Origin of the sequence: Xanthomonas sp. WCS2018Noco2-27, assembly GCF_031843525.1 — a bacterium.
Classification (GTDB): domain Bacteria; phylum Pseudomonadota; class Gammaproteobacteria; order Xanthomonadales; family Xanthomonadaceae; genus Xanthomonas.
In genome coordinates this window covers 124,272-149,818 of record NZ_JAVTIK010000010.1, presented here as the reverse complement: position 1 = coordinate 149,818, position 25,547 = coordinate 124,272, and the positions used below count along the sequence as shown (strand labels likewise).

The following is a 25,547-nucleotide window of genomic DNA, read 5'->3' as shown; positions in this document are numbered from 1 at the left end:
GCAGTGCAGCGTGGAGAGAACAACAGCGTGCCGGCCTCCATTTGCTGCAACTGCGAGCCTGATCAGGAGTGTACGCGGGACGCCTCGCGGTGCGGAGACTGCCAGTGGTGATTGCTCCGCGACGTCGCGCGATTCCAAGGGTGTGATGACGTGCTGCTGCCATGGGAGACGCGTCGGTCGAGTGGTCGTTGCCGTGCGCCTTGCCGCCGCGCCAACGCTGGCGCGTTGCCTTGCCACCAGCACGTGCGGCACTCGGCAGACCATGACATGGCCGAAAGCTGCATGCCGCACCGGTCGCGGGCGAAGGTTTGCGACCAGTCAAACACGACTGCAGTGGCTGTCAGCGGACGCGGCCACGACGCGGAATCGGTATCGCCTCTCGTACACTGCAGTCGTCCGTGTCTGTGCCCATCTGGCGATTGGTTGCCAGCTGGTGTCAGCCGCCCTGAATGCCCGTCAAGAGAAACCCGATGTCGCCTATTTTTCAATCGTGTTCATCGGCCTGGCTGCGGGCACTGGTTTGCCTGGCTGCGTTGTCGCTAGGTGCTTGCGCGCATGCACCGCAACGCAACCCGCTTGCGCAGTGGGTGCCGTCGCCCAATTACGACACCCGGCGGCCGATCCTGATCGTGCTGCACTTTACCGACCAGCACTCGGTGCAGCAGAGCCTGAACACACTGCGTGGGCGCAACAGCGGCGGCCGCGTCAGTGCGCACTACCTGATCGGCGAGGATGGGCAGCGCTACCAATTGGTCAGCGACGCGCAGCGCGCCTGGCATGGCGGTTCCGGTCGCTGGGGCACCATCACCGACATCAATTCGGCTTCGATCGGCATTGAACTGGACAACGACGGCAGCGAAGCGTTCGCGCCAGCGCAGATCGACAGCCTGCTGGTGTTGCTGCAAGACCTGTGCACGCGTCTGCGGATCCCGCGCACCCAGATCGTCGGGCATGAAGACGTCGCTCCTACACGCAAGAACGACCCGGGCCCGCTGTTTCCCTGGAAACGCCTGGCCGATGCCGGCTTCGGCCGCTGGCCCGCGCCGGACGCTCCGCCGGCACCGGCAGGCTTCGATCCCTGGCAGGCGCTTGCGTTGCTGGGCTATAGCCTCGACGACCCCGCCGCCACGCTACAGGCCTTCCATCACCACTATCGCGGCAACAGCGCCAGTACGCTGGATGCCGAGGATTTGCGGATCCTGCATGCGTTGACACGACTCACCACTTCGCCCGCTGTGCCACTGACTCCGGGCGAGCTCGAAGCCAAGTGACGCGGTGCATCATCGCGCGGGAAGGCGGGCTCCATTGGCGGCAGAGCGGGCCGCGTTAGGTGTGGAAGGAGTTAGGTGCCTTTCTTGATTGAGGCGGTTTTGTAAATCCACTGGATCTGCAGCGCATTCTTGATAGGATTTTCCCCCGCCAACAATTGAAAGGATGTCGCGTGATGAGTCTCAGGAAGACAGTACTGTGGGCGGCAACGATGCTGGTCCTTGCCGGTTGTTCGGATAAGGCCAGCGACACGGCACAAGCTGGCGCGCCGCCTGCGCCTACCGAGACGGCCGCCGCAACGCCGACGACGTCTCCCGCAGCGCAGCCCCAGCAAGTTACCGCCGAGGTGCCGGCCCCTGGGCAAGTGCTGAACGACGTTTATGGAATGAAGGGCGACGGCTCAGCGTCCTACACCGTCGACAACGGTGCGCTGGCCACTTTCTGGTATGGCTATCGCTTCGACTTGGGCGGCAAGCACTATTACACCGGCTTCGCCAATGCCGGACCCGGAAAGTATGGCAAGGCAGAGGAAAGCGACGGCCCAGATCCCGGCGTTGGGGTCAGCATTAGCCAGGCGACGTATGTGCTGGACGCAGTGGACGGCAAGCCGACCTGGACGCTGTTTCACGCACAGCAGTGGGCCGGCGATTTCGGCGCGAACGAGAAAGCCGATCCGCTCGATGAGAAGCGCAAATCGCAAAGCACCGAAACCAAGGACGGCCACCTGCTTCTGGCGGTGCCGACCACACGGTTCGCAACCGGCGTCAGCATCCCGGGCTTCGCTATTTTCAGCTTCGACCCGAACAAGAACGACCTCGGCGATTACAAGGGCTGGGTTTACTTGGGTACCGTTGCGACCGGTGAAGACAACAGTGCAGCGTGCGACGACGGCGGGACGATGAAATGCGCCTCCAGCAGCGGGACGCTGAGCTTTGAGCCGAACAAGAATGGTTCCATGCCGACGCTGCGCGTTGTCATGACAGGCACTGCCGTCTCCGGTCCAGGCAAGGTCCGTGTCCTGGACGCCGCCGATACGGTGACCTACACCTTCGACGCGTCCAAGCAGCAGTACACCCCGCCGCTGGATCAGTGAGCACTGCTCGAGCACCTTCGTGTCTTTCACGACCATCCCGCTGCGCGACGCTAGGCTCTCAAGTGCCTTCTGTCAGTATCTGTCCTTCTCAAGGAATAGATTGCTCAGGCGTTTGTTGATGCATCGATCGCCTATGCTTCGCAAATGGCGCACACCCCTCCAGTCCACATTCCAACGGTGCCTTCGGGCTGCCAAAAGCCTGCACTGCCGTGGCTGTTGCTTGCAGGGTCGTTGATAAGCACATGCTTCGCTGCCACCGCGGCGCCGGTTATTTCGCCGGCGACCACTGCTGCAGAAGCTGGCCTGATCGATGTGCGCACGCTTGCGCCGGAGATCGTCGTCGACATGCGCTATGCGGGAAGCGATAACTTCACCGGACGCGTGGTGCCCGGGTATCTCGCGCCGCGGTGTTATCTGTTACGCCCGGCAGCCGAGGCGTTGGCCAAGGTGGCGCGTACGCTCAAGGCAGCGGGATATCGCTTGCAGGTGTTCGACTGTTATCGGCCTGTGCGTGCGGTGCATGCATTCGTGGCATGGGCGTCGGACCTGCAGGATCAATCGACCAAGCTTCAGTACTACCCACGTGTGGACAAGCGGGCGCTGTTGGGCGACTACATCGCCGAGACCTCTGGACATAGCCGCGGCGCGACCCTGGACCTGGGCTTGCTCGACTGCCGGCGCGGTGCGTGTGATGCGGTGGAGATGGGCAGCGATTTCGATTTCTTCGATCCGCGTGCGCATACCGATGCACCCGAGATCAGCAGCGCGCAGCGTGCGCATCGCCAGCGCCTGTTGCGTGCGATGGCCGCCGAGGGATTTGCCAATTATCCGATGGAATGGTGGCATTTCACCTTCCGCCCCGAGCCCACGCCTGATACCGCTTACGATGTACCGGTGGACTGAGCGCGCCCACGCTCGGCCGCAACGGCTGCCGGTCTGGTTCTACGCATGCAGTCGGTCCATCACTCGTACACTGCGGTCTTTGGCGCGGTGTTTGCCGCTTGGCCGGCCAACGTCACGGTGCGCCTGCTGCTTGAGGAATCGTCATGTCTGACCCGGAACGCTTTTTGGATGTTGCCTGCCCGTATTGTGGGGAGTGGATTACGCTGACGCTGGATCTTAGCGGTGGCGATCAGCAGTACATCGAAGATTGCCAGGTGTGCTGCAAGCCGATTTCGGTCAACGTGCAATGGGACGAGGATGGCGAGGCGCAGGTGACCGCGCGTGGTCAGGACGACTGAAGCGGCGTTGCCGGCCGGACCTTTGCTCTCAGAGGCAGCAGATCGGGTGACGTGCCGTACTCCCCTTCATGCAGGTGCCTGGCACGCAGTCGCCGCTGCCTCGTTCGCGCGCTCGTCCACCAATTCGGCTGGCACCCGGATCCCTTGCCCTTAGCCGCTAGACTGGCACGCCTGCTGCCTGGATCGTCACGATGAATCTGCCCCTGCACTTCGGCCTGCTCGGTTCGCTGGAGGCCGGCCTGATCGCGCTGGTGCTTGGGGTGCTGTTGTTCGCCGCAGTCGAGTACATCGGCCGACGTCTGCAATTCACCCACGGCCACACGCTGGGAATCGCCTGCCTGCTTGCCGTGGCCATCGGTGCCGGCTACGACATCTGGAATCTCGTCTACACCAGCATCGTCCGGCTGGAGTCGCCGCTGTATGCGCGGCTGGCATTGGCAAAGATTCACGACCCCAACGAACTGGGCTCGCGCGTCGTCCTCGAAGTGGCCGGTGCAATCGCCGGCGTTGTCGTGGGTTGGAAACTGTTCAGTTCTGGAAGCTGGGACGACGACACCCCGAATGCCTGAGACGTATCGAAAAAATGCGGTGCAGTTCGCAAAAATTTCCACGTTGAATGCGCTGCTTCTGTTTGACTCACCAGCCGCTAACAGGCGGCTACGCACAACGCTCGGCGCTGTGGTTAAAAGGATGTTTTGCGGGAAATCAGCGCAGGTTGAGCGTTCATTTGCGATGGGTAGGGTGGTGCCATGTGCGGCGACACCGTGCATTCCCAAGCTAAGGAGACCACCCAAATGAAGAATCGCAACCGCATCTCGCTGCTCGCCGCCACTGCCGCTCTTGCTGCCGCTCTGGCGCTGCCGGCCATGGCGCAAAGCACCTCTCAGGATGCCGCAGCGCAGTCGGGAAGTTCGGCAACCGGAGCTCCGACCGGTAGTTCGAATTCCGGCGGTGGTGGGCAGACCTGGGCCAGCGTGGATACCGACAGCGACGGCGCGATCAGCAAGCAGGAAGCGCAGGTCAACGCAGGGCTCGCACAGATCTTCGATCAGGCCGATGGCAATACCGACGGCAAGCTGACCCCGGATGAGTACAAGGCATTCGTCGCCAAGCAGCAGGGTGGTGGCGCAGCCGGTTCGCAGGGGAACTGATCGGCACTGCCGCGAGACATCCCTTGGATTTCCACCGATCGAAGAGGAGTGGCGTGTAGATGAGAAACAGCGAATGAGCCGCGTGCCGTAGAGCAGGCGCGCCATCGAACAGGATGGACACACGGGAGCGACCTGCCAGGGTCGCTCCCGTTTTCTTTACGTCATCCCCGTTACGGTGACACGGTCCAACTCTGGCCTTCTTCCCATGTTGCAGCTGCGCGTTACCTTACTGGCCGGCCTGTGCAGTCCGCTGCTCGCGTTCGCCGCGCCGCCGGAGTTGCCGCCGGCCACCACGCAGCAACCGCTTGTGCCGCCTGGCAGCAATGCTGCGGCCATGTCGCCCTTGCCGATCGAGCCGCCGCCTCCTGCAACGACTCCGCTGTTACCCAGCGATCCCTCTGGTCCGCCCCGCGCCCGGAGCGGTGCCGAGTCCTCGGTGGCGTCGCCTGCCGGAACATTGGCGCCGCGCAGCTTCCGCAGCCTGGATCGCGATGCCGATGGCTCGCTGACGCCGACAGAGGCCGGTGCCGACCCGATCCTGCGCGAGAAGTTCGGCGACTTCGACAGCAACGGCGACGGACGCTTGTCGCGCGATGAATTTGCCAGCTATCAACCCGGACCGGGCGACGCCGCGGGCGACTGACCGCAGCAGCGTGCTGGTGCGCTGCTAGACTTGCGCGATGACTTCTTTTGCACAGCGCGACGGCCAGGCGATTCAACTGGTCGGCTTCGATGGCGACGATACCCTCTGGAAAAGCGAGGACTATTACCGCAGCGCCGAAGCGGATTTCGAGGCGATCCTGGCTGGCTATCTCGACCTGGGCGACAGTCGCATGCAGCAGCACCTGCTGGCGGTGGAGCGGCGCAACCTGAAGGTGTTCGGTTACGGCGCCAAGGGCATGACGCTGTCGATGATCGAAACCGCCATCGAACTGACCGACGCCCGCATCGACGCGCGCGACATTCAGCGCATCGTCGAGATCGGACGCGCCACGCTGCAGCACCCGGTAGACGTGATCGCCGGGGTGCGTGAGGCGGTCAGCGCCATCGCCGCCGACTATGCGGTGGTGCTGATCACCAAGGGCGACCTGTTTCATCAGGAGCAGAAGATCGCGCAGTCCGGCCTGACCGAGCTGTTCCCGCGAGTCGAAGTGGTGTCCGAAAAGGACCCCCAGACCTACGCGCGCGTGCTCGGCGAATTCGACCTGCCGGCGCAGCGTTTCGTGATGATCGGCAACTCGTTGCGCTCCGATGTGGAGCCGGTGCTGGCGATCGGCGGCTGGGGCATCTACACCCCCTACGCGGTGACCTGGGCGCATGAGCAAGAGCACAGCGTCGCTGCCGACGAGCCGCGTATGCGCGAAGTGCCCGATGCCGCAGGCTGGCCGGCCGCCGTGCATGCGCTGGATGCACTGGCTGGGCGGCACGCGCTAAGCTAAGCCCGCGGCACGCGCTGCGGTTAGAAGGAACGGTCGCGACCGCTTGGGATACGTACTCCGTGCTGACGCGCCTTAAACTGTCGCACTGCCGTGGCAATGGCTGGATCTTCCACGTCAGCTGCAGTGGCCAGGGCGGTCGTTACGGAGTCGCCGGTTTGCAGATGCGATGAATCGACATGCGGGCACATTGCTGTGCCCGTCAACAGGACGTTCCGGCCAGCAGGCGTGCATGGCCGACTTTGGAGGGATTGCCCATGAACATGTTGTCCGTCACCCATCGTGCAGTGCTGGCCGTTGCGCTGGGGCTGCTCGCCGGCACCACGCCGCTTGCGGCTGCCGAGCTCGAAGAAGAAATCATCAACCCCAGCGAGGTGATCTTTCGCGACGGGCAGCCGTACTACGAAGATGCGGGCGACTATGTGCGTCTTCGCACGCGCAAGGTGGGTGGGGAAATCGTGTATTTCCGCACCGTCCGCTTCGACAGCGAACAAGGCTATGTGGATGCGCACGGTGAGAGCATCGCGAAATTGCAGTCCCGCCCGACTGCAAGCGACCGCAGTTCTGCGTTTTCGGCCGATCGATATTCCGACGTCCGCTACGGCGGTGGCTATGGCGGTTATGGCTATGGCCGCGAACTACGGTTTGGGGCATCGCGCAACCGTCCGTATGGGCAGATCTACTACGGCAACGGCCTGTATGGGCCGGACCCGTACAGCAGCCCGCACAATCGCGATGCGCGCCAGCGTTACATCGGTCCCGGCTACGTGGGCTCTTGCGATCTGAGCGGCTGCCGCGAAGTGCGCACCATCGGCTTCTACGATCTGCGCTGACACGCGTGTGGCCTGACACCGGCGCGAGCATGCGGCATCATCGGGGCATGCCTGTCTTACGCTCACCTCGGTTGCGATCGCTGCCATTGCTGGCGGCCCTGCTGGTTCCGGTGCTGGCGGTCGCGCAGGGCGTGCCTGCGCCTGCTGGCGGTAGCCAGGCGCAGGAGGTCGCGCCGGCGGTGATGCCCGGTACCGGCGATGCGTGGGTGGACCAGCATCTGGCCGACATGGGGAGCTATGCGCAGCGCTACCCCGACAGTTTTATCGATGAGGTGGCGCGCTACACCCAGACCCCGCGCGGCTACGTGCAGGCACTGCTGCAGGTGCACGGCTGGCATGCCGGCGACATCTATTTCGCCTGCGCGTGGGCGCACACGGTGCAGCTGTCGTGCCGCGACAGCGTGCGCGCCTACACCCGCGATCATCATGACGGGTGGGAAGGCGTGATCACACGGCTGTCGGTAGAGCCGGATAGCGCGCATGTCCGCGCGCTGCGGCATGCCATCGTCGCCAGTTACGACCGCTGGGAACGGCCGATCACCCTGGACGCGCTGCTGCGTCGCCAGCTTGGCGATCATGCGCAGCGGCTGGAGGCTGCGCGCGAGTCCAGCGAAGCGGCCGACGCCGCAGCGCAGGCGGGGTTGTAACGCGCAAGACGTGTCGCCGGCCCAGGCGCACCCCAGGCTGTCTACGCGCCAACGCGCGGATGCGATGCTGCCGTGCAGCTGGTCGCCGCAGGGCGTGGTCGGCGAGAATGCGCTAACGCTGGCATCGGCCGGCCTCTGCCAAGACCACGCCATGCGCGATACCGTGTTTGTCTCTCCCGATCACATTCGCAGCCTGTTCGCGCAGGCGATGTCGGACATGTATCGCACCGAGGTGCCGTTGTACGGCGACCTGATGACGCTGGTGGCGCAGGTCAACGCGCATGTACTGGATGCCGATCCGGCATTGGCGGCGCGGCTGCAGCGCAACGATGAGCGCGCACGGTTGGATCTGGAGCGGCACGGCGCCATCCGGGTCGGCACGGCGGCCGAACTGGCCACCTTGGGCCGCCTGTTCGCGGTGATGGGCATGCACCCGGTGGGCTATTACGACCTCTCCGTGGCAGGCGTGCCGGTGCATTCCACCGCGTTCCGCCCGATCGACGAGGCAGCGCTGTCGGCCAATCCGTTCCGCGTGTTCACCTCGCTGTTGCGGCTGGAACTGATCGAGGACGCCGCGTTACGCGCGCAGGCCGCGCAGATCCTGGAGCAGCGGCAGATCTTCACCAGCGGTGTCGTGGAGTTGATCGAACAGCGCGAGCGTGTCGGCGGGCTGGATGCCGAGCAGGCGCAGCGCTTTGTGGCCGAAGCGCTGGAAACCTTCCGCTGGCATGGCGATGCCACGGTGTCGTTGCCCACCTACCGCGCGCTGAGCGATGCGCACAAGTTGATTGCCGATGTGGTGAGTTTCCACGGCCCACATATCAATCATCTGACTCCGCGGACGTTGGATATTGATGCGGCGCAGGCGCAGATGCAGCGGGCCGGTATCGATGCGAAGGCGGTGATCGAAGGGCCGCCGCGTCGGCGCGTGCCGATCCTGCTGCGTCAGACCAGTTTCAAGGCGTTTGAAGAGCCGGTGGGCTTTGTCGGCGACGGCGGGCAGCCCGAGCACGGCACGCACACCGCGCGCTTTGGCGAGATCGAACAGCGCGGGCTTGCGCTGACGCCCAAGGGCCGCGCGCTTTACGACGCGCTATTGGCGCAGGCACGCGATGCCGAGGGTGCCGGCAGCACCGGTGTCGATTACGCCACACGCCTGCAAACCGCTTTCGTGGCCTTTCCCGACGACGAGGCGCTGCTGCGTCAGGAAGGGCTGGGCTATTTCCGCTACGCGCTGACCGATGCCGGCCGCGCCGATCCGGCACAGGTGGCCGCAATGCCGGCGGAAACCGCCATCGCGCTCGGCCTGGTCAGTGCCGATCCGATCATCTACGAAGATTTTTTGCCGGTCAGCGCAGCCGGCATCTTCCAGTCCAATCTGGGCGGCGCCGAGCAGCGCGCGTACGCCGCGCATTCGAGCAAGCGCAGTTTCGAGCAGGCGTTGGGCGCGCAGGTGCATGACGAGTTCGCGCTGTATGCGCAGCTGGAACGCGCATCGTTGCTGGCGTTGGTGGTGTAAGGCAGCACCAATCGACGGTATCAGGTGGGTGTGTGAGGTAGCGGTATCCCGCAGTTTCAGTTGCTGCATGCGATCTCGCCCAACTGCATGCACTACGAAGGGCGACTTATCAATTTCTCAACGCTGTCTCGATAGCGGCGGCGTGTTGGCCACACGCCCCTGCTTTGACGAATGAGTTGGTGTTGGAGGGAAGTGACATCGATCGGATAGACCTAAGCTGATCAGACCGCACCTAATCGAACTACCGCGCTCCATCCCCTGCTTGTAACCACGCACACCGACCATCTCTACTGGTCCTTGCCCGCCCACCGTCGCGGGACCTTGCGCGGCATGGATACCGCGTAAGAGTTGACAAGGACATACTTGCAGCGTGTCCCGCGATGGTGGGCGGGTAAGGGCGCTGCAACGCAGCCGAAGATTATCTGCTCTGCACCCGACGGCATCTCAGCACCGTTCGATTACCTCTCAAGGCGAGAGATGTCTTGAGCTTCAGCGTCGCTTGGATGTTCCGAAGCCGAGTGCGTCGAGGGCGCGATGCCCTCACCGCTGGCGGGACACGCCGTGAATCCGTCCCTGGAGGCTCGGTGGCGGCATCCATGCCGCCACACGGTCCCGCAATCGGCGAGGGCATCGCACCTAGCAGCTTGGTCGTGTGCTGATGGGAACCACAAATCCAGCCACGTCCACTTTGGGGGTGAGCTTAGAAAAAAAATCAGGGCGATCTAGGACCCAAGAAAAGACCGCACACGTCTGGCGGGTGCGGTCTTTTGCCAAGTGCGGCTCAGTGCGCCGACGCCGCCGGGCGCCGTGCCGCCGCGCGTTCTGCACGGCGTGCGCGCGCACGCGCGCGGCGCGCTTTCCAACGTTCGCTCAGGCACGAGAAGATCACATACAGCGCCGGGGTGCTGAGCAAGGTCAGGCTCTGCGAAAACACCAGGCCGCCAATCATCGCGATACCGAGCGGGCGGCGCAGTTCCGAGCCTTCGCCCAGGCCCACCGCCAGCGGCACTGCCGCCAGGATCGCCACCATCGTGGTCATCATGATCGGGCGGAAGCGCACGATCGACGCTTCGCGTGCGGCTGCACGCGCATCCATGCCATGCACGCGCTGCGCCACCAAGGCGAAGTCGATCATCATGATCGCGTTCTTCTTGACGATGCCGATCAGCAGCACCAACGCAATCATCGAGATCACCGACAGCTCGGTGTTGGTGAGAAACAACGCCAGCAGCGCGCCGACACCGGCGGCCGGCAGCGTGGACAGGATGGTCACCGGGTGGATCAGGCTCTCGTAGAGCATGCCCAGCACGATGTAGACGGTGAGTACGGCAGCCAGCAACAACACCCCCATCGAATTGGGGCTGAGCTGCACATTGAAGCTGTTGTCGCCGCTGAGGCGGATGCCGTCGGGCATGCGCAATCCGTCCACCGTGGACTTGATGATCAGATCCGCCTCACCGGTGCTCACGCCCGGAGCGAGGTTGTAGCTCAGATCCATCGTGGTGTACTGGTTTTCGTGGATGATCTGCGGCGGCGCCAGGCCGGGGGTCTGGGTGGCCACCGCGGTGATCGGCACCATCTGCCCGGCACGGTTGGGCACGAAGATCTGATCCAGCGCCTTGGGCGTGGCGGTCTGCGAGGGCAGTGCGTTGACCACCACGCTGTACTGGTTGAGATCGGAGTAGATGGTGGAAATCGAGCGCTGGCCGAAGGCGCCATACAACGCGCCGTCGATCGCACCGACCGTGATCCCCAGGCGCGCGGCCTTGGCACGGTCGATCACGATGTTCTGGCGCAGGCCGGCGGTATCCACGTCGGTGCCGACATCGCGCAAGCGTGTGTTCTTCTTCAGCGCCGCCTGCAGCTTGGGCAGCCATTGCTGCAGCTGTGCAAGATCGTTGCCCTGCAGCGACACGCGGTATTGCGCGCCCTGGCTGGTGCCGCCGCCGCCGTCGCTGGGCAGGTCCTGGATGGCGCGCAGACGCAGGTCCAGATCGGGGTAGCGGTCGGCTTTGGCGCTCAGGCGTGCGACCACTTGTGCGGTGGTGTCGCGGCGGCCTTCATTGCGTTTTTTCAACTCAATATTGAACGAGGCGCTCGACCCCTGGCGGCCGGAGCCTAGCCGCGCGCCCACGGTTTTTACCGCCGGGTCGGCCATCAGCATGTCGGTGATGCGGCGCTGGCGGCTGACCATGTCGGCAAACGACACCGTGGCGCTGGAATTGGCGCGGCCCCAGATCAGGCCCGTGTCCTGCGCGGGAAACGAGCCTTTCTTGACTGCGCTGCCCAGAAAAATAGTGGCGGCGATCAACAGCAACGGCGTCAGTGACAGCAGCAGTGCGTGGCGCAACGAAAAGTCCAGCGCCACGGTGTAAATGGCGAGCATGCGCTCGTGCATGCGGTCCAGCCAGGCGCCGAAACGGCCGGGTTTTTCGGGCTCGGTATGCGCCGACAGGAAGCGGCTGCACAGCGCCGGGGTCAAGGTCAGCGATACCAGCATCGACACTACGATCGCCGCCACCAGGGTCACGGTGAATTCGCGGAAAAACGCGCCGACCATGCCGCTGGCAAACAGCATCGGAATGAACACCGCCACCAGCGAGGCAGTGATCGACACGATGGTGAAGCCGATCTCGCGCGCACCGGTCAGGGCGGCCTCCAGACGTGGCATGCCTTCGTCCAGATGTCGCATGACGTTTTCGATCACCACGATCGCGTCGTCGACCACAAAGCCAATGGCGATCACCAGCGCCAGCAGGCTCAAGTTGTTCAAGGTGAAGCCCAGCACGTACATCACCAGCGCCGAGCCGGCCAGCGACAACGGCACGGTGACTGCGGCAATGAGCGTGGGCGCGAGCCGGCGCAGGAACAGCGCCATGGTCAGCACCACCATCGCCAGGCTGATCATCAGCGTGGCCTGCACCTCGTGCAGCGAGGCGCGGATGGTGGGCGTGCGGTCGAAGTAGGGCGTGAGCGTGGTGCCGGGCTGCAGGTAGGCGCGCAGCTCGGGAATCTGCGTTTTGACCTGGTCCACGGTCTCGACGATGTTGGCGCCGGCGCGGGTAAAGGCATACATCACCACCGCCGGTTTGCCGTTGAACCAGGCGGCTTGATACGCATCCTGCTGGCCGTCGTAGACGGTGGCCACATCGCCCAACCGCACGATGCGCCCGTTGGATTGGGTGGAGATCGCCAACTGCGCGAAATCGGCGGCCTTGGCCACCGAATCGTTGGCGATGATGGCCATGGTGGTATTGCCGTCGGACAGGAATCCGGTCGGCGAGGTGACGTTGGCGGCGCGCACCGCGTTGCGTAGGTCGTCCGGGGTCAGCCCGAGTGCGTTGAGCGCACGCAGGTCCACGTCCACGCGCACTGCCGGCGTGGACGCACCGGCGATATCCACCGAGCTGATACCGGTGATCTGGCGCAAGCGCTGCGCCAGCAGCGAATCGGCCACGTTGTAGAGCTCATCGGCCGACTGGGTGTCCGAGGTCAAGGCGATGGCGATGACCGGGTCGTCGTTCGGATTGGCCTTGGAGTAAATCGGCGTGCCGAGCCCGGAAGGCAGGTCCGATTGCGATGCATTGATCGCGGTCTGGATGTCCTGCGCGGCCGAATCGATGTTGCGATTGCTCTGGAATACCAGCACCACCAGGCTGCTGCTCTCCGAACTGGACGAGCGCATGCGGTCGATGCCGGGCAGCTGTCCCAGGTGGCGTTCCAGCGGCGCGGTGACGGTGGAGGCCATGGTGCTGGCATCGGCGCCGGACTGCGTGGCGTGCACGAAGATCACCGGGATCTGGATGTTCGGCAACGCCGCCACGCCCAGCCGCAGATAGCACATCAATCCGATCACGAACAAACCGATCGCCAGCAACGAGGTGCCGATCGGGCGCTTGATGAAGGGCGCGGAGATGTTCATGCCTGTGGCGCCGGGAATCGGGAATCGGGAGTCGGGAATCGGCAAGCAAGGCCAACGCAACGCCCGAGTGCGCGTGTGGGCAGGCGAGGCCGCAGGCCGGCAATCCGATCAGCAATCGCTGCACCAGTCCTCATGCAGGGCGCTCCGAGGTGGGTGCGGGGTTTGCGCCATCGCGGCGTGCGGCACGCTGCGCGCGCCATGCACGCAAGCGCTCACCGGCGCGTTCCATGTACAGATAGATCACCGGGGTGGTGTACAGCGTCACCAGCTGCGACAGCAACAGGCCACCTACAATCGCGATGCCGAGCGGGCGACGCAGTTCCGAGCCGATGCCGGTGCCCAGTGCCAGCGGCAACGCGCCCAGCATGGCGGCGGCGGTGGTCATCATGATCGGGCGGAAACGCAGCAGGCAGGCGCGGCGGATCGCCTCATGCGCGTTGGCGCCTTCGCGGCGGGCGTCGATGGCGAAGTCGATCATCATGATCGCGTTCTTCTTGACGATGCCGATCAGCAGCACGATGCCGACGATGCCGTCCACCGACAGGCTCAGCCCGCACATCATCAACGCCAGCAACGCGCCGACACCGGCCGGCGGCAGGGTGGAGATGATCGTCAGCGGGTGGATGTAACTTTCGTACAGCACGCCCAGCACGATGTAGATCACCACGATCGAGGCCAGCAGCAACCACACGATATCGGTCTGACTGCCGGTGAATTCGGCCGCCTTGCCGACGAACTGCGCATGCACCTGGGTCGGGATCTTGAGGTCTTCGCGTGCCTTTTCGATCGCTGCTACCGCCTGCGACAACGAGTGCCCCGGCGCCAGATTGAACGAGATGGTCACCGCCGGCAGCTGCTGCTGGTGGCTCACCACCAACGGCGTGTTGGTGACCTTGGCTTGCGCCAGCGAGGCCAGCGGAATGATGCTGCCGGCGCCGACCACGATGCCGGTGTTCTGGTTGCCCACGCCGGTGGCGGTGGACGAGTTGGACGAGGTCACCTGGCCGAAGCTGGTGGCATTGGTGCCGGTCAGTGCGCCGCTGCCGTTGCTGGCCACCGCCAGCTGATTCATCAACGCGGTGCTGCTGCGGAATTCCGGCGCCACTTCCAGCACCACGCGGTACTGATTGAGCTCGGTGAAGATGGTGGAGATCTGGCGCTGGCCGAAGGCGTCGTACAGCGTGTCGTCGATGGTCTGCATCGGCACGCCGAGCATGCTGGCCTTGTCGCGGTCGATGGTCAGCTCCAGCGCACGGCCCTGGTTGGCCAGGTTGTTGTCCACATCGGCCAGCTCGGGCAGCTTGCGCATCGCCTCGGTCATGCGCCCGGCCCAGGTGGCCAGCTCGGTGCTGTCCACGTCCGAGATCGAATACTGGTATTCGGTGGCGGCCACGCGGGTGTCCAGAGTGACGTCCTGCACCGGCTTGAGGAACAGCGCTACGCCCGGAATGCCGGACACGGCCTTTTGCAGGCGCGGCAGCACCTCGTCCAGGCCGTCGCGGTCGCCGCGCGTCTTCAGCACGATCGACAACTGGCCCTGGTTGAGCGTCGGGTTCATGGTGCCGGCGCCGATGAAGGCGGCCACGCCGGTCACCGCCGGGTCTTTCTGCAGCGCGGCGGCCACCGCCTGGGTGCGCTGCTCCATCTGCGGGAAGGCCACGTTCTGATCGGCCTGCACCACGCCGGTGATCAGGCCGGTGTCCTGCTCGGGCAGCAGGCCCTTGGGGATCGCCACATACAGCACCACCGTCAATGCCACCGCGCCGATCGCCACCGCCAGGGTCAGCGGCTGGTGCGCCAGCACCCAATCCAGGCTGCGCTCGTACGCGCCCACCGTGCGCGTCCACAGATTGGTCTTGCCCGCCGCTGCTGCGCGTTCGTGCGCGTCCTCGCCTTCGGGCAGGGCGTCGGGCTTGAGCAGGTAGGCGCACATCATCGGCGTCAGCGTCAGCGACACCAGCATCGAGATCACCACCGCAATCGACAGCACCCACGCAAATTCATGGAACAGCCGCCCGGTGACGCCCGGCATCAGTAGCAGCGGCAGGAACACCGCCACCAGCGACACGGTCAGCGACAACACGGTGAAGCCGATCTGCTTGGCGCCGATCTCGGCCGCTTCCGGGCCCGTCTTGCCCTGTTCGATGTAGCGCACGATGTTTTCGATCATCACGATCGCATCGTCGACCACGAACCCGGTCGCCACCACCAGCGCCATCAGCGACAGGTTGTCCAGCGACATGCCGGCGAACGCCATCACCCCGAAGGTGCCGGCCAGCGACAGCGGCACTGCCACCGAGGGAATGATGGTGGCCCACAACCGGCGCAGGAACACGAAGATCACCGCCACCACCAGCGCGATGGTCAGCACCAGGGTGAACTTCACCTCGTGCACCGAGGCGCGGATGGTTTCGGTGCGGTCGGAGAACACCTCCAGATGCACGTCGGCCGGCAACACCGATTGCAGCTGCGGCAGGATGCTGCGGATCTGTTCCACCGTCTGCACGATGTTGGCGCCCGGCTGGCGACGGATTTCCAGCAGCACCGCCGGCTTGCCATCGGCCCACGCGGCGAGCTGGTCGTTTTCTACCCCATCCACCACGTTGGCCACATCGGCCAGCCGCACCGGCCGGCCGTTGGCGAAGCTGATGATGGTCTCGCGGTACTGCGCCGCATCGGTGAGCTGGTCGTTGGTGCCGATGCTGTAGGACTGGGTCTTGCCGTTGAGCGAACCCTTGGGCGCGCTGACATTGGTCTGGGTCAGCGCGCTGCGCAGCGACTCCATGGTCAGGCCCATGTTCGATAGCTGCGCCGGGTTGACCTGGATGCGCACGGCCGGGCGCACGTTGCCAGCGATCGACACCAGGCCCACGCCCGGCACCTGCGACAGGCGCTGGGCCAGGATCGCATCGGCGTAGCGGTTGACCTCGCGCAGCGGCAGCGAATCGGAGGTGAGCTTGAGGGTGAGGATGGCCGCATCGGCCGGATTGACCCGGTTGTAGACCGGTTGATACGGCAATGACGAGGGCAGGGTGGCCTGGCGGATCGCCGCCTGCACGTCCTGCGAGGCGATGTCGATGTCGCGGTCCATCGAGAACTGCAGAATGATCGTGGACAGGCCCGCCGAGGAGTCGGAGGTCATCATCTGCAAGCCGGAGATCTGCCCGAACTGGCGTTCCAGCGGCGTGGTCACCAGCGAGGCCATGGTGGTCGCGTTGGCGCCGGGGTACTGGGTGGTCACGACCAGGCTGGGCGCGTCGATTTCCGGCAATGCCGACACCGGCAATTGCCGGTAGCCCAGGATGCCCAGCAGCAGGACGCCCGCCATCAACAACGAGGTGGCGATGGGGCGGCGGATGAAGATGGTCGAAAAGCCCACGGGGGAGTCCTTGCTGAAGACGTCAATCGGTGCCGGCGCGCAGGGCGCCGACGCGCACTGGCGACGGGGTGTTCCGTCGCCAGTGGTCAGGCATTAGCGCGGGCCGCCGCCACGTCGGCCGCCGCTGCCGCCGCCCTTCTGCTTGTCCTGCGCCGCCTTGAGTTCGGCTTCGGTGGGCTCGGGCGGAGTTTCGCCCGGCTTGAGCGCGCTGACCTTGCTGCCCGGCTTGAGCCGGAACTGGCCTTCGGTGACCACGCGCTCGCCGGGCTTGAGGCCCTTGGTGACCTGCACATGGCTGTCGTCCACCTCCACGCCCTGCACTACTGTGCGCATCTGCGCGGTGTTGTCGTTGCCCACCACGTAGACGTAATCGCCTTCAGGGCCACGCTGCACGGCCTGGGTCGGCACCACGGTGCCGCCGGAGATGGTGCGCAGCTGCAGCCGCACGTTGACGAACTGCCCCGGCCACAACGCGTTGTCGGTGTTGTCGAAGATCGCGCGCGCGCCGAAGGTGCCGCTGTCGGCGGCGATGCGGTTATCGATGACATCCAGCTTGCCGTCGCCGCTGATGACATGGGCATCGCCGCGGTCCAGCGCCGCCACATCCAGCGGGGTGGCCGCCTGGCCGCTGCGCACGGCCTGCAGCTCGCGTTCGGGCAGGTTGAAGGACACGTAGATCGGGCGGATCTGGGTCAGCGTGACGATGGTGGAGCTGGCGCTGACGATATTGCCCACGTCCACGCCACGGATGCCGGCAATGCCGTCGATCGGCGCGGTGACGCGGGTGAACTGCAATTGCACCTGCGCCGAGCGCATCTGCGCATCGTTGGCCGACACCGCCGCCTCGTACTGCGCCACCTGGTTGCGTTGGGTGTCCAGGTCGGTGCGCGAGACGTACTGCTTGTAGGCCGGGTCGTTGGAGCGCTGGTAGTTCACCCGCGCCGTCGCCAGCAGCGACTGATTCTGCCGCTTGGCCGCCAGCGCCTGGTCGTAGCTGGCCTGCAAGGTGCGCGGATCGATCTGGGCCAGCAGCTCGCCCTTCTTCACTTCCTGGCCTTCCTTGAAATTCAGGCTCATCAGCTGGCCACCGACCTGCGGGCTGACCGTGACCGTGTTGAGCGCGGTCACCGTGCCCAGCGCGCTGGCGTAGACCGGCACATCCTGGGTCGTGGCGGGCACCACCGTCACCGGCACCGGGCCGCTGTTTTCGGTGCCATTGCCATCCGGCGCGTCCGCCTGCTTGCCGCGATTGCCCCCGCCCATCATCCGCATTGCGACAAACACCACGACGAGCACCGCTACGACCAGCAGTGTGATCTTCCAAAAACGCGACATGCGACAACTCCTGAGGGCGGGCCGGGCGCTTGGGGCGACCGTGGGGCGGCATTGCGAAGCATATCGTTGCGTCCGGGCAATTGAGCGTTACTGAAGTAACGGCTCATCGAACGAAACGCCCGCATGGTTCACGGATGCGTGCAGCGGCAACGCGTCAGTGGCGCTGCGGTTGACCGCCGGGCTGAATCGGTCCCCACCATGGCCCGGGAGCCCGTGCCACCGGCCAACCAGGCCTTCGCCACCGGCCACGCTGCGCTCTGGCGGTGCGGTGCACTACAGTGAAGGCCACTCATTGGAGGATTCTCGATGCGCCATTCCCGCCTGCTGACCAGCGCGCTGCTGCTGGCCCTGCCTACGCTTGCCGCCGCACAGGCCGCGCCACGGCCCGAGGTCCAGACCGTCGCCAGCACGTTGCAGCCCAAGGTGGTGCAGTGGCGCCGCGACTTCCACCAGCACCCGGAGCTGTCCAACCGCGAGGAGCGCACCGCCGCCACCGTGGCCGCGCAGCTGCGCAAGCTCGGCCTCAAGCCGCGCACCGGCATTGCCCATCACGGCGTGGTGGCGATCATCAAGGGCGGCAAGCCCGGCCCCAGGATCGCGCTGCGCGCGGACATGGACGCGCTGCCGGTCAAAGAGCAGACCGGGCTGGCCTTCGCCTCCAAGGCCACCGCCGAATACCGCGGCGAGCAGGTCGGGGTGATGCATGCCTGCGGCCACGACGCCCACACCGCCATCCTGCTCGGCGTGGCCGAAGCGCTGGTGGGCATGCGCGACCAGCTGCCCGGCGAAGTGATGCTGATCTTCCAGCCCTCCGAAGAAGGCGCGCCCGGCAACGAAGAAGGCGGCGCCTCGCTGATGCTCAAGGAGGGCCTGTTTGCCGACTTCAAGCCGCAGGCGGTGTTCGGCCTGCATGTGTTCTCCAGCGTGCAGGCCGGCAAGATCGCCGTGCGTAGCGGCCCGCTGATGGCGGCCTCTGACCGCTTTGCGATCAAGATGATCGGCCGCCAGACCCACGGGTCGGCGCCGTGGAACGGCATCGACCCGATCGTGGCCAGCGCCGACATGATTTCCACCGCGCAGACGGTGATCAGCCGCCGCGCCAACCTGTCCAAGCAGCCGGCGGTGCTGAGCTTTGGCGCGATCAAGGGCGGCATCCGCTACAACATCATCCCCGACGATGTGGAAATGGTCGGCACCATCCGCACCTTCGACGAAGGCATGCGCCAGCAGATCTTTGCCGACCTCAAAAATGTGGCCGAGCACACCGCCGCCGCACACGGCGCCAAGGTGGATGCAAAGGTGCCCGACCAGGACGGCAACCCGGCCACGGTCAACGACCCGGCCCTGACTGCCAAGATGCTGCCCAGCCTGCAGGCCGTGGTGGGCGCCGACAACGTGTACGAGCCGCCGCTGCAGATGGGTGCCGAAGACTTCTCGTTCTACGCCCAGCAGGTGCCGTCGATGTTCTTCTTCGTCGGCTCCACCGCCAAGGGCATCGACCCGGCCACCGCGCCCAGCAACCATTCGCCGCAGTTCCTGCTGGACGAATCCTCGCTGGACGTGGGCCTGCGCGCGCTGTTGCAGGTGTCGCTGGATTATCTGCATCAAGGTGAGACAGGCTGAATCGGGAATCGGGAATCGGGAATCGTGTGCCGTTGCACGATTCCCGCTGACCGTTGCCGATCAAGTGGGTCGGCGGGCTGCTTGAAGCCCCGCTGCTGCCGTCGCCAGCTCGATGCTCCAGCGTTCGCCATATAGCTCACGGCCAGTCGGCTCGGCCTAAAATGGCGGGATGAATACCCCAGAAGATTCCACCCTCGGTCGTGAGGTCGCTTACCCCAGCGGCTACGATCCGTCGCTGCTGTTTCCCATTCCGCGCGCGGCCGGTCGTGAGGCGATCGGCCTGACCGGCGCGTTGCCGTTCATCGGCCGCGATCGCTGGCACGCCTACGAGCTGAGCTGGCTGGATGCACAGGGCAAGCCGTGCGTGGCTACGGCCACCTTGCATGTGCCCTTCGATTCGCCGTCGTTGATCGAATCCAAATCGCTCAAGCTGTATCTCAACTCGCTCAATGCCACGCGCTTCAACAGTGCCGAAGCGGTGCGCACGCGCATCGTCACCGACCTGTCCACGCGTGCCGGCGCCGATGTATCGGTGGAATTCGGTTTGCCGCCGATTGATGCGGTGGGCGAAGGCGAGTCGATCGATACCCTGGATGTCAGCATCGACGATTACGGCCCGCCCAATGCGGCGTATCTGCGTGCGCAGACAGCGGCGGCCGTGGAAGAAGTGCTGACCTCGGCATTGCTCAAATCCAATTGCCCGGTGACCGGCCAACCGGATTGGGCCAGCGTCACGCTGCGCTATCGGGGTGCGCCGATCGACCGCGAAGGCCTGCTGCGCTATCTGGTGAGTTTCCGCGACCACGCCGAGTTTCATGAGCAATGCGTGGAGCGTATTTTCAATGACGTGCTGACCCGTTGCGCCCCTGAGTGGCTGGTGGTCGAGGCGCGTTACACCCGGCGTGGCGGGCTGGATATCAACCCGCTGCGTAGCTCGCCCAGCGTGCCCACGCCGCTGTCGATCTTTCGCGATTTGCGCCAGTAATCGGTCGCGTTCGAGGATCGCGCCAGCTTCACGGCGGCGCGATCCACGCTTAACAGCGCTCCGCGCACCCTGCAATCCTCGTGATGCACGAAGGAACGCAGCAATGAGTGCCGATAAAAAAGCAGATTTCTCCAATGTGACGTCGTCGGTCGATAGCACCGCCGACGTGACGCCTGCGCCGGATTTTTCCAACGTGCGCACCAGCGTGCAAAGCACCGCAGAGCTGGTCGAGGAATCGGTCACTGTGCAGGCAGGTGACAGTCTATCCAGCATCGCCAAACGTCACTTGGGTGATGGCGCGTTGTGGCCGCGTATTTTCGAAGCCAACCGCGAAACGCTCAAGGATCCGGACAAGATTTTCCCGGGCCAGGTCCTGCGTTTGCCGCACAAAGCGTAGCTGCCTACGTGATCGTCGCTGCACTGCAAGGTGCGTGGCGCGGCGTGAGTGCGTCTTGCAAAAACATTCCAGAAATAACGATCTTTTCGATCATCGGAGATTGATCCATGCGTACCAAATCCGTTTCAAGCACGCTCGTGATTGCGCTTGCCGGCGTGCTCGCGTTATCCGGTTGCAAGAAAGACGAAGACGCCAGCGTTTCGAAGGATCCCACCTCCGGCGCTGCCACTGAGGCGATGCCAGGTCCGGCTGCCACGCCGCCGGCCAGCGACCAAGCCGGGCAGAGCACCGCGACCGGCGCCGCCAGCACCGATACCGCAGCCGCGATGGGTTCTGTGGTGAGCGTCTCCAGCGTCGTAGTCGGGACCAAGGCTGCCGCCGACAAGACAGTGACACCGTCCGCCACCGTTGGCGCCAAGGACACCATCATCGTGTCGGTCAAGACCGATGGCAGCGCGAGCAACGTAGCGGTCTCGGCCAAGCTCACCTATCAGGACGGCCAGGTGGCCGGCGAGCAGAACGCCACGCTGACCACCACGGGTGCAGAAACCACCAATCTCAGCTTCAGCAAACCCGATGGCTGGCCCGCCGGCACGTACACCGCGCAGGTCATGGTCGACGGTAAACCTGCAGGTAGCGCGCAGACCATTACGGTCAAATAACTGCCGTAATTGGCAGCCACCTGTGGCGACGGCTCTCTACGTGAGCGCCGTCATGTCCGCAGCCGGCAACGTCCGCCCGCACCAAACCGCAGCACAAGGCGCGATCGCAAGATTGCGCCTTTTTGCTATGCATTCAATCGGCAATGGATTCGTTACAGCTGCATCCATGTCGATTGGCCGTGTGGCGGGATGAAGCGTCCGCCTGTGGTCGCTTTACCCGGGCGCGGCTCAGACGCGACAATGCCGTGCTGATCCAATGCCGCGTCCGCCGCGCTGGCCGATCGGCGTGCCGCTAGCGACCCCCGTCGTGCACGCCAACGTCAACGTCGCCGGGCATCGGCGCTCCTCCCGACCACAAGAGCCATCGCACCTCATGTCGAAGACACCGAAGATCCTCTACACGCTCACCGACGAAGCTCCCTTCCTGGCCACGCAGTCGCTGCTGCCGATCATCGATGCCTACACCGACACCGCCGGGATCGTGGTCGAAACGCGCGATATCTCGCTCGCCGGCCGTATTCTGTCGTTGTTCCCCGAGAGCCTGACCGACGCGCAGAAGATCGCCGACGACCTCGCAGAACTGGGCGAACTGGCCACCACGCCGGAAGCCAACATCATCAAGCTGCCCAACATCAGCGCTTCGGTGCCGCAGCTCAAGGCCGCGATCAAGGAACTGCAGGCGCAGGGCTATGCGTTGCCGGCGTATCCGGACGAGCCCAAGGACGCCGCGGAAAAAGACATCAAGGCGCGCTACGACAAGGTCAAGGGTAGTGCGGTGAATCCGGTGCTGCGCGAAGGCAATTCCGATCGCCGCGCACCGCTGTCGGTCAAGAACTACGCACGCAAGCATCCGCACCGCATGGGCAAGTGGAGCAGCGACTCCAAATCGCACGTGGCGCACATGGACGACGGCGATTTCTTCGGCAGCGAACAGTCCACCACGCTGGCCGAGGCCGGCACGCTGAAGATCGAATTCGTCGCTGCCGATGGCAGCAGCAGCGTGCTCAAGGACAAGGTTGCAGTGAAGGCCGGCGAGATCGTCGATGCCGCCGTGCTGAGCAAGCGCGCGCTGGCCAGCTTCATCGACGCGCAGATCGCCGATGCCAAGGCCCGCGACGTGCTGTTCTCGGTGCATCTGAAAGCCACCATGATGAAGGTCTCCGACCCGGTGCTGTTCGGCGTGGTGGTCGGCGAGTTCTACAAGGACACGCTGAGCAAGCACGCCGACGCGCTCAAGTCGGTCGGCTTCGACCCCAACAACGGTATCGGCGATCTGTACGCGCGCATCGGCGCGTTGCCGGACGCGCAGCAGGCGCAGATCAAGGCCGATATCCAGGCCGAATATGCGCAGCGTCCGGGCCTGGCGATGGTCAATTCGGACAAGGGCATCACCAGCCTGCATGTGCCCAGCGACGTGATCGTCGACGCCTCGATGCCGGCGATGATTCGCGACTCCGGCCAGATGTGGAATGCGCAAGGCAAGCTGCAAGACACCAAGGCGGTGATTCCAGACCGTTGCTATGCCGGCGTGTATCAAGCGGTGATCGACGACTGCCGCACGCATGGCGCTTTCGACCCGTCCACCATGGGCTCGGTGCCGAACGTCGGCCTGATGGCGCAGAAGGCCGAAGAATACGGCTCGCACGACAAGACTTTCCAGCTGTCGGCTGCCGGTACCGTCAAGGTCACCGATGCCAATGGCAAGACGGTGTTCGAGCACGCGGTGGAAGCCGGCGATTTGTGGCGCATGTGCCAGGTCAAGGACGCACCGATCCAGGACTGGGTGAAGCTGGCGGTCGAGCGTGCACGCCTGAGCGATACCCCGGCCGTGTTCTGGCTGGACAAGGCGCGCGCGCATGACGCGCAGGTGATCGCCAAGGTCGAGACATATCTGAAGGATCACGACACCAACGGCCTGGATATCCGCATCCTGCCCCCGGTGGAGGCCACCACGTTCTCGCTGGAGCGCATCCGCAAGGGCCAGGACACCATCTCGGTCACCGGCAACGTGCTGCGCGATTACCTCACCGACCTGTTCCCGATCATGGAGCTGGGCACCAGCGCCAAGATGCTCTCCATCGTGCCGCTGATGGCCGGTGGTGGCCTGTTCGAAACCGGCGCCGGCGGCTCGGCGCCCAAGCACGTGCAGCAGTTCGTCGAAGAGAACTGCCTGCGCTGGGATTCGCTGGGCGAATTCCTGGCGCTGGCCGCGTCGCTGGAACATCTGGGCAACCGTTACAACAACCCGTCGGCCACCGTGCTGGCCAAGGCGTTGGACGTGGCCAACGGCCAGTTCCTGGACAACAACAAGTCGCCGGCGCGCAAGGTCGGTGAGCTCGACAACCGCGGCAGCCATTTCTATCTGGCGATGTATTGGGCGCAGGCCCTGGCCGCGCAGACCGAAGACACCGCATTGCAGGCCAAGTTCGCACCGCTGGCCAAGGCGCTGACCGAGAACGAAGCCACCATCGTGGCCGAGCTCAACGGCGCACAGGGCAAGCCGGTGGACATCGGTGGCTACTACCACCCGGACCTGGCCAAGGTCAGCGAGGCGATGCGCCCGAGCAAGACCTTCAATGACGTACTGGCGACGTTGAAGGCCTGATCCCCGCGCACCGCATGGCGGTGCGTGCAGTCAGTGCGATATGCAGGGCCCGCCTCGTTGACAGGCGGGCCTTTTCGTTTCAGCGAAAGGGCGACAGCGCGGTCATTGCCCGGACCAAGCGACGTGCACGCCGCGCCATGCGGTGCTCGGCGCGTTGCTGAGGTGTCGCCGCGCTCGCCACCGGCGCGCGCCGCGCGGTCTGCCCTGCCGCTTCGGCTTGGGCTTCGATTTCGGCTTCGATTTCGGTTCCGGTTCCGGTTCCGGCCTCGACCTCGACCTCGGCCTCGGCTTTGGCCTTGGCTTCCACTGCCGTGTCGGCTTCTGCCAATTGCCGTGCAAGCGCCACGTCGGCAATGTGCCCGTGCTGGAACAGCAACTCGGTAAAGATGCGCATGATCCTGCCCCCACTTGAGTGGAAGCCACAGTAGGCGCAGGCTTGGCCCTGCAAAAGCGAGGCTTTTGCAAGTCTGTATTGAATTCCATTCAAGGGTGAGCCATGTCGCGTCCGCCGCTTCACGCATTGCAGGGCTTCGTCAGTGCGGTGCGTCTGGGCAATCTGTCGCGCGCTGCCGCGTCGATGCATCTCACCGTCAGCGCGCTCAGTCACCAGGTGCGTGCACTCGAACAGCGCCTGGGCTATCGGCTGCTGCAGCGGCACGCGCGCGGCGTCAGCGCCACGCCGCAGGGGCAACAGTTGCTCGACCGCATCGCACCGCATCTGGATGCGATTGCCGAGGCGTTCCAGCCGTTCGCCGCGCGCCGCGAAGACACACTCACCCTGAGCATCACCCCGTCGATGGCCTCGGCATGGCTGGTGCCGCGCCTGAGCGATTTTCTGGCAGCCCATCCCACCATCGAGATCAATCTGTTTTCCAGCGAGCGACTGGTGGATTTCGAGCGCCAGCCGGACGTGGACGCCGCCATGCGCATCGGCGCCGGGCAATGGCCGGGCGTGATCGCCGAACCGTTGTTCGACGAATGGCTGGTGCCGATGGCCAGCCCGGCCCTGATCGCGCGCATGGGTGGCATCGATGCGCAGCCGCTGCAGCAATGGCCGCTGCTGGGCGACCCGGATGGCGACTGGCCGCGCTGGTTTGCGACCTTCGGTGGCGAGCCGCCGCGCCGTTATGCCGCCGTGCTCGACGACTCCGAGTCCCATCATCGCGCCGCGCTGGATGGGGTCGGCGTGGCGATGGGGCGGGTGACGCGCGCACGCCTGTTGCTGGCATCCGGTCAGCTGGTTGCGCTGTCTGCGCAACGGCTCAAGACCAGCTGGTCGCATTACCTGGTGTACCCGCCACGGTCGGCCGCACACACCGGTTTTCTTGCGTTTCGCGCATGGCTGCAAACACAGGCGCGCGAACATGCCGCGCACGCGCAGCAGGCAGCGATCATCCCGCCTGCTGCGCTGCCCGCCCCGCGTCGCCGCAAGCGCTGAGTACACTGCTGC

The 25,547-nt window shown here is 64.9% G+C and carries 21 protein-coding genes; 17 read left to right on the top strand and 4 right to left on the bottom strand.

The genetic code is table 11. The annotated features are described in order from the left end of the window. Window positions 1–470 precede the first annotated feature (470 nt). From RQH86_RS16345 to RQH86_RS16295, 11 genes are all read left to right on the top strand, one after another. Window positions 471–1,271, top strand: a complete 801-nt coding sequence (locus tag RQH86_RS16345) for an N-acetylmuramoyl-L-alanine amidase (protein ID WP_311240006.1) — start codon at window positions 471–473, stop codon at window positions 1,269–1,271. Between the two features lie 173 nt (window positions 1,272–1,444). Beyond that, on the top strand, window positions 1,445–2,362 hold the full coding sequence (locus RQH86_RS16340; protein WP_311240007.1) for a hypothetical protein: 918 nt from the start codon (window positions 1,445–1,447) through the stop codon (window positions 2,360–2,362). A gap of 231 nt (window positions 2,363–2,593) precedes the next feature. After that, on the top strand, window positions 2,594–3,265 hold the full coding sequence (locus tag RQH86_RS16335; RefSeq protein WP_311240008.1) for a M15 family metallopeptidase: 672 nt from the start codon (window positions 2,594–2,596) through the stop codon (window positions 3,263–3,265). Between the two features lie 143 nt (window positions 3,266–3,408). Continuing rightward, window positions 3,409–3,603 carry a CPXCG motif-containing cysteine-rich protein gene (locus RQH86_RS16330; protein WP_115514092.1) on the top strand — a complete coding sequence of 65 codons (195 nt, stop codon included), beginning with the start codon at window positions 3,409–3,411 and terminating at the stop codon, window positions 3,601–3,603. Window positions 3,604–3,794: 191 nt separating this feature from the next. Beyond that, window positions 3,795–4,172, top strand: coding sequence for a hypothetical protein (locus RQH86_RS16325; RefSeq protein ID WP_055847514.1), 378 nt, complete (start codon window positions 3,795–3,797; stop codon window positions 4,170–4,172). Window positions 4,173–4,397: 225 nt separating this feature from the next. Next, the gene (locus tag RQH86_RS16320) at window positions 4,398–4,754 is read left to right on the top strand and encodes a hypothetical protein (RefSeq protein WP_055850209.1); all 357 of its coding nucleotides are present in this window, start codon (window positions 4,398–4,400) and stop codon (window positions 4,752–4,754) included. 238 nt (window positions 4,755–4,992) lie between these two features. Next, window positions 4,993–5,397, top strand: a complete 405-nt coding sequence (locus RQH86_RS16315) for an EF-hand domain-containing protein (RefSeq protein ID WP_311240012.1) — start codon at window positions 4,993–4,995, stop codon at window positions 5,395–5,397. 37 nt (window positions 5,398–5,434) lie between these two features. After that, window positions 5,435–6,193, top strand: a complete 759-nt coding sequence (locus RQH86_RS16310; RefSeq protein ID WP_311240009.1) for an HAD family hydrolase — start codon at window positions 5,435–5,437, stop codon at window positions 6,191–6,193. A 254-nt stretch (window positions 6,194–6,447) separates the two neighbouring features. After that, window positions 6,448–7,023 (top strand): hypothetical protein, encoded by a 576-nt coding sequence (locus RQH86_RS16305; RefSeq protein WP_115563039.1) that lies wholly within the window; start codon window positions 6,448–6,450, stop codon window positions 7,021–7,023. Between the two features lie 29 nt (window positions 7,024–7,052). Beyond that, the gene (locus RQH86_RS16300) at window positions 7,053–7,670 is read left to right on the top strand and encodes a hypothetical protein (protein ID WP_311240010.1); all 618 of its coding nucleotides are present in this window, start codon (window positions 7,053–7,055) and stop codon (window positions 7,668–7,670) included. Window positions 7,671–7,821: 151 nt separating this feature from the next. Next, entirely contained in the window at window positions 7,822–9,189 is a 1,368-nt protein-coding gene (locus RQH86_RS16295; protein WP_311240011.1) for a VOC family protein, read from the top strand. A 781-nt stretch (window positions 9,190–9,970) separates the two neighbouring features. Here the strand turns inward: RQH86_RS16295 and RQH86_RS16290 are convergent. The 3 genes from RQH86_RS16290 to RQH86_RS16280 form a co-directional block, all read right to left on the bottom strand. Continuing rightward, entirely contained in the window at window positions 9,971–13,111 is a 3,141-nt protein-coding gene (locus RQH86_RS16290) for an efflux RND transporter permease subunit (RefSeq protein WP_055847529.1), read from the bottom strand. A gap of 130 nt (window positions 13,112–13,241) precedes the next feature. Continuing rightward, window positions 13,242–16,490 (bottom strand): efflux RND transporter permease subunit, encoded by a 3,249-nt coding sequence (locus RQH86_RS16285; protein ID WP_311240237.1) that lies wholly within the window; start codon window positions 16,488–16,490, stop codon window positions 13,242–13,244. A gap of 93 nt (window positions 16,491–16,583) precedes the next feature. Continuing rightward, the gene (locus RQH86_RS16280) at window positions 16,584–17,825 is read right to left on the bottom strand and encodes an efflux RND transporter periplasmic adaptor subunit (protein WP_311240238.1); all 1,242 of its coding nucleotides are present in this window, start codon (window positions 17,823–17,825) and stop codon (window positions 16,584–16,586) included. Window positions 17,826–18,131: 306 nt separating this feature from the next. Between RQH86_RS16280 and RQH86_RS16275 the strand changes: the two genes are divergently transcribed. The 5 genes from RQH86_RS16275 (at window position 18,132) to RQH86_RS16255 (ending at window position 24,097) form a co-directional block, all read left to right on the top strand. Then, the gene (locus RQH86_RS16275) at window positions 18,132–19,448 is read left to right on the top strand and encodes a M20 family metallopeptidase (RefSeq protein ID WP_115529067.1); all 1,317 of its coding nucleotides are present in this window, start codon (window positions 18,132–18,134) and stop codon (window positions 19,446–19,448) included. A gap of 169 nt (window positions 19,449–19,617) precedes the next feature. Further along, entirely contained in the window at window positions 19,618–20,433 is an 816-nt protein-coding gene (gene queF, locus RQH86_RS16270; RefSeq protein ID WP_115514083.1) for an NADPH-dependent 7-cyano-7-deazaguanine reductase QueF, read from the top strand. Between the two features lie 103 nt (window positions 20,434–20,536). After that, on the top strand, window positions 20,537–20,830 hold the full coding sequence (locus tag RQH86_RS16265; RefSeq protein WP_055847545.1) for a LysM peptidoglycan-binding domain-containing protein: 294 nt from the start codon (window positions 20,537–20,539) through the stop codon (window positions 20,828–20,830). Window positions 20,831–20,937: 107 nt separating this feature from the next. Next, window positions 20,938–21,492, top strand: coding sequence for a hypothetical protein (locus RQH86_RS16260; protein ID WP_311240239.1), 555 nt, complete (start codon window positions 20,938–20,940; stop codon window positions 21,490–21,492). A gap of 373 nt (window positions 21,493–21,865) precedes the next feature. Next, window positions 21,866–24,097: an NADP-dependent isocitrate dehydrogenase gene (locus RQH86_RS16255; protein ID WP_055847551.1), complete on the top strand. Its 2,232-nt coding sequence runs from the start codon at window positions 21,866–21,868 to the stop codon at window positions 24,095–24,097. A gap of 79 nt (window positions 24,098–24,176) precedes the next feature. Here the strand turns inward: RQH86_RS16255 and RQH86_RS16250 are convergent, their stop codons facing one another. Then, complete coding sequence (locus RQH86_RS16250; RefSeq protein ID WP_311240240.1) at window positions 24,177–24,491, bottom strand: hypothetical protein; 315 nt, start codon at window positions 24,489–24,491, stop codon at window positions 24,177–24,179. Between the two features lie 102 nt (window positions 24,492–24,593). Here RQH86_RS16250 and RQH86_RS16245 point away from each other — a divergent pair, with 102 nt between their 5' ends. Further along, the gene (locus RQH86_RS16245; RefSeq protein WP_311240241.1) at window positions 24,594–25,535 is read left to right on the top strand and encodes a LysR substrate-binding domain-containing protein; all 942 of its coding nucleotides are present in this window, start codon (window positions 24,594–24,596) and stop codon (window positions 25,533–25,535) included. Window positions 25,536–25,547: the final 12 nt, after the last annotated feature.

Bases quoted from the DNA above. Each gene is read 5' to 3' on its own strand.
- RQH86_RS16250 (WP_311240240.1), bottom strand. From the start codon at position 24,491: ATGCGCATCTTTACCGAGTTGCTGTTCCAGCACGGGCACATTGCCGAC.
- RQH86_RS16295 (WP_311240011.1), top strand. From the start codon at position 7,822: ATGCGCGATACCGTGTTTGTCTCTCCCGATCACATTCGCAGCCTGTTC.
- RQH86_RS16275 (WP_115529067.1), top strand. From the start codon at position 18,132: ATGCGCCATTCCCGCCTGCTGACCAGCGCGCTGCTGCTGGCCCTGCCT.
- RQH86_RS16300 (WP_311240010.1), top strand. From the start codon at position 7,053: ATGCGGCATCATCGGGGCATGCCTGTCTTACGCTCACCTCGGTTGCGA.
- RQH86_RS16265 (WP_055847545.1), top strand. From the start codon at position 20,537: ATGAGTGCCGATAAAAAAGCAGATTTCTCCAATGTGACGTCGTCGGTC.
- queF (WP_115514083.1), top strand. From the start codon at position 19,618: ATGAATACCCCAGAAGATTCCACCCTCGGTCGTGAGGTCGCTTACCCC.
- RQH86_RS16345 (WP_311240006.1), top strand. From the start codon at position 471: ATGTCGCCTATTTTTCAATCGTGTTCATCGGCCTGGCTGCGGGCACTG.
- RQH86_RS16260 (WP_311240239.1), top strand. From the start codon at position 20,938: ATGCGTACCAAATCCGTTTCAAGCACGCTCGTGATTGCGCTTGCCGGC.
- RQH86_RS16325 (WP_055847514.1), top strand. From the start codon at position 3,795: ATGAATCTGCCCCTGCACTTCGGCCTGCTCGGTTCGCTGGAGGCCGGC.
- RQH86_RS16340 (WP_311240007.1), top strand. From the start codon at position 1,445: ATGAGTCTCAGGAAGACAGTACTGTGGGCGGCAACGATGCTGGTCCTT.
- RQH86_RS16330 (WP_115514092.1), top strand. From the start codon at position 3,409: ATGTCTGACCCGGAACGCTTTTTGGATGTTGCCTGCCCGTATTGTGGG.
- RQH86_RS16320 (WP_055850209.1), top strand. From the start codon at position 4,398: ATGAAGAATCGCAACCGCATCTCGCTGCTCGCCGCCACTGCCGCTCTT.
- RQH86_RS16245 (WP_311240241.1), top strand. From the start codon at position 24,594: ATGTCGCGTCCGCCGCTTCACGCATTGCAGGGCTTCGTCAGTGCGGTG.
- RQH86_RS16280 (WP_311240238.1), bottom strand. From the start codon at position 17,825: ATGTCGCGTTTTTGGAAGATCACACTGCTGGTCGTAGCGGTGCTCGTC.
- RQH86_RS16255 (WP_055847551.1), top strand. From the start codon at position 21,866: ATGTCGAAGACACCGAAGATCCTCTACACGCTCACCGACGAAGCTCCC.
- RQH86_RS16290 (WP_055847529.1), bottom strand. From the start codon at position 13,111: ATGAACATCTCCGCGCCCTTCATCAAGCGCCCGATCGGCACCTCGTTG.
- RQH86_RS16310 (WP_311240009.1), top strand. From the start codon at position 5,435: ATGACTTCTTTTGCACAGCGCGACGGCCAGGCGATTCAACTGGTCGGC.
- RQH86_RS16305 (WP_115563039.1), top strand. From the start codon at position 6,448: ATGAACATGTTGTCCGTCACCCATCGTGCAGTGCTGGCCGTTGCGCTG.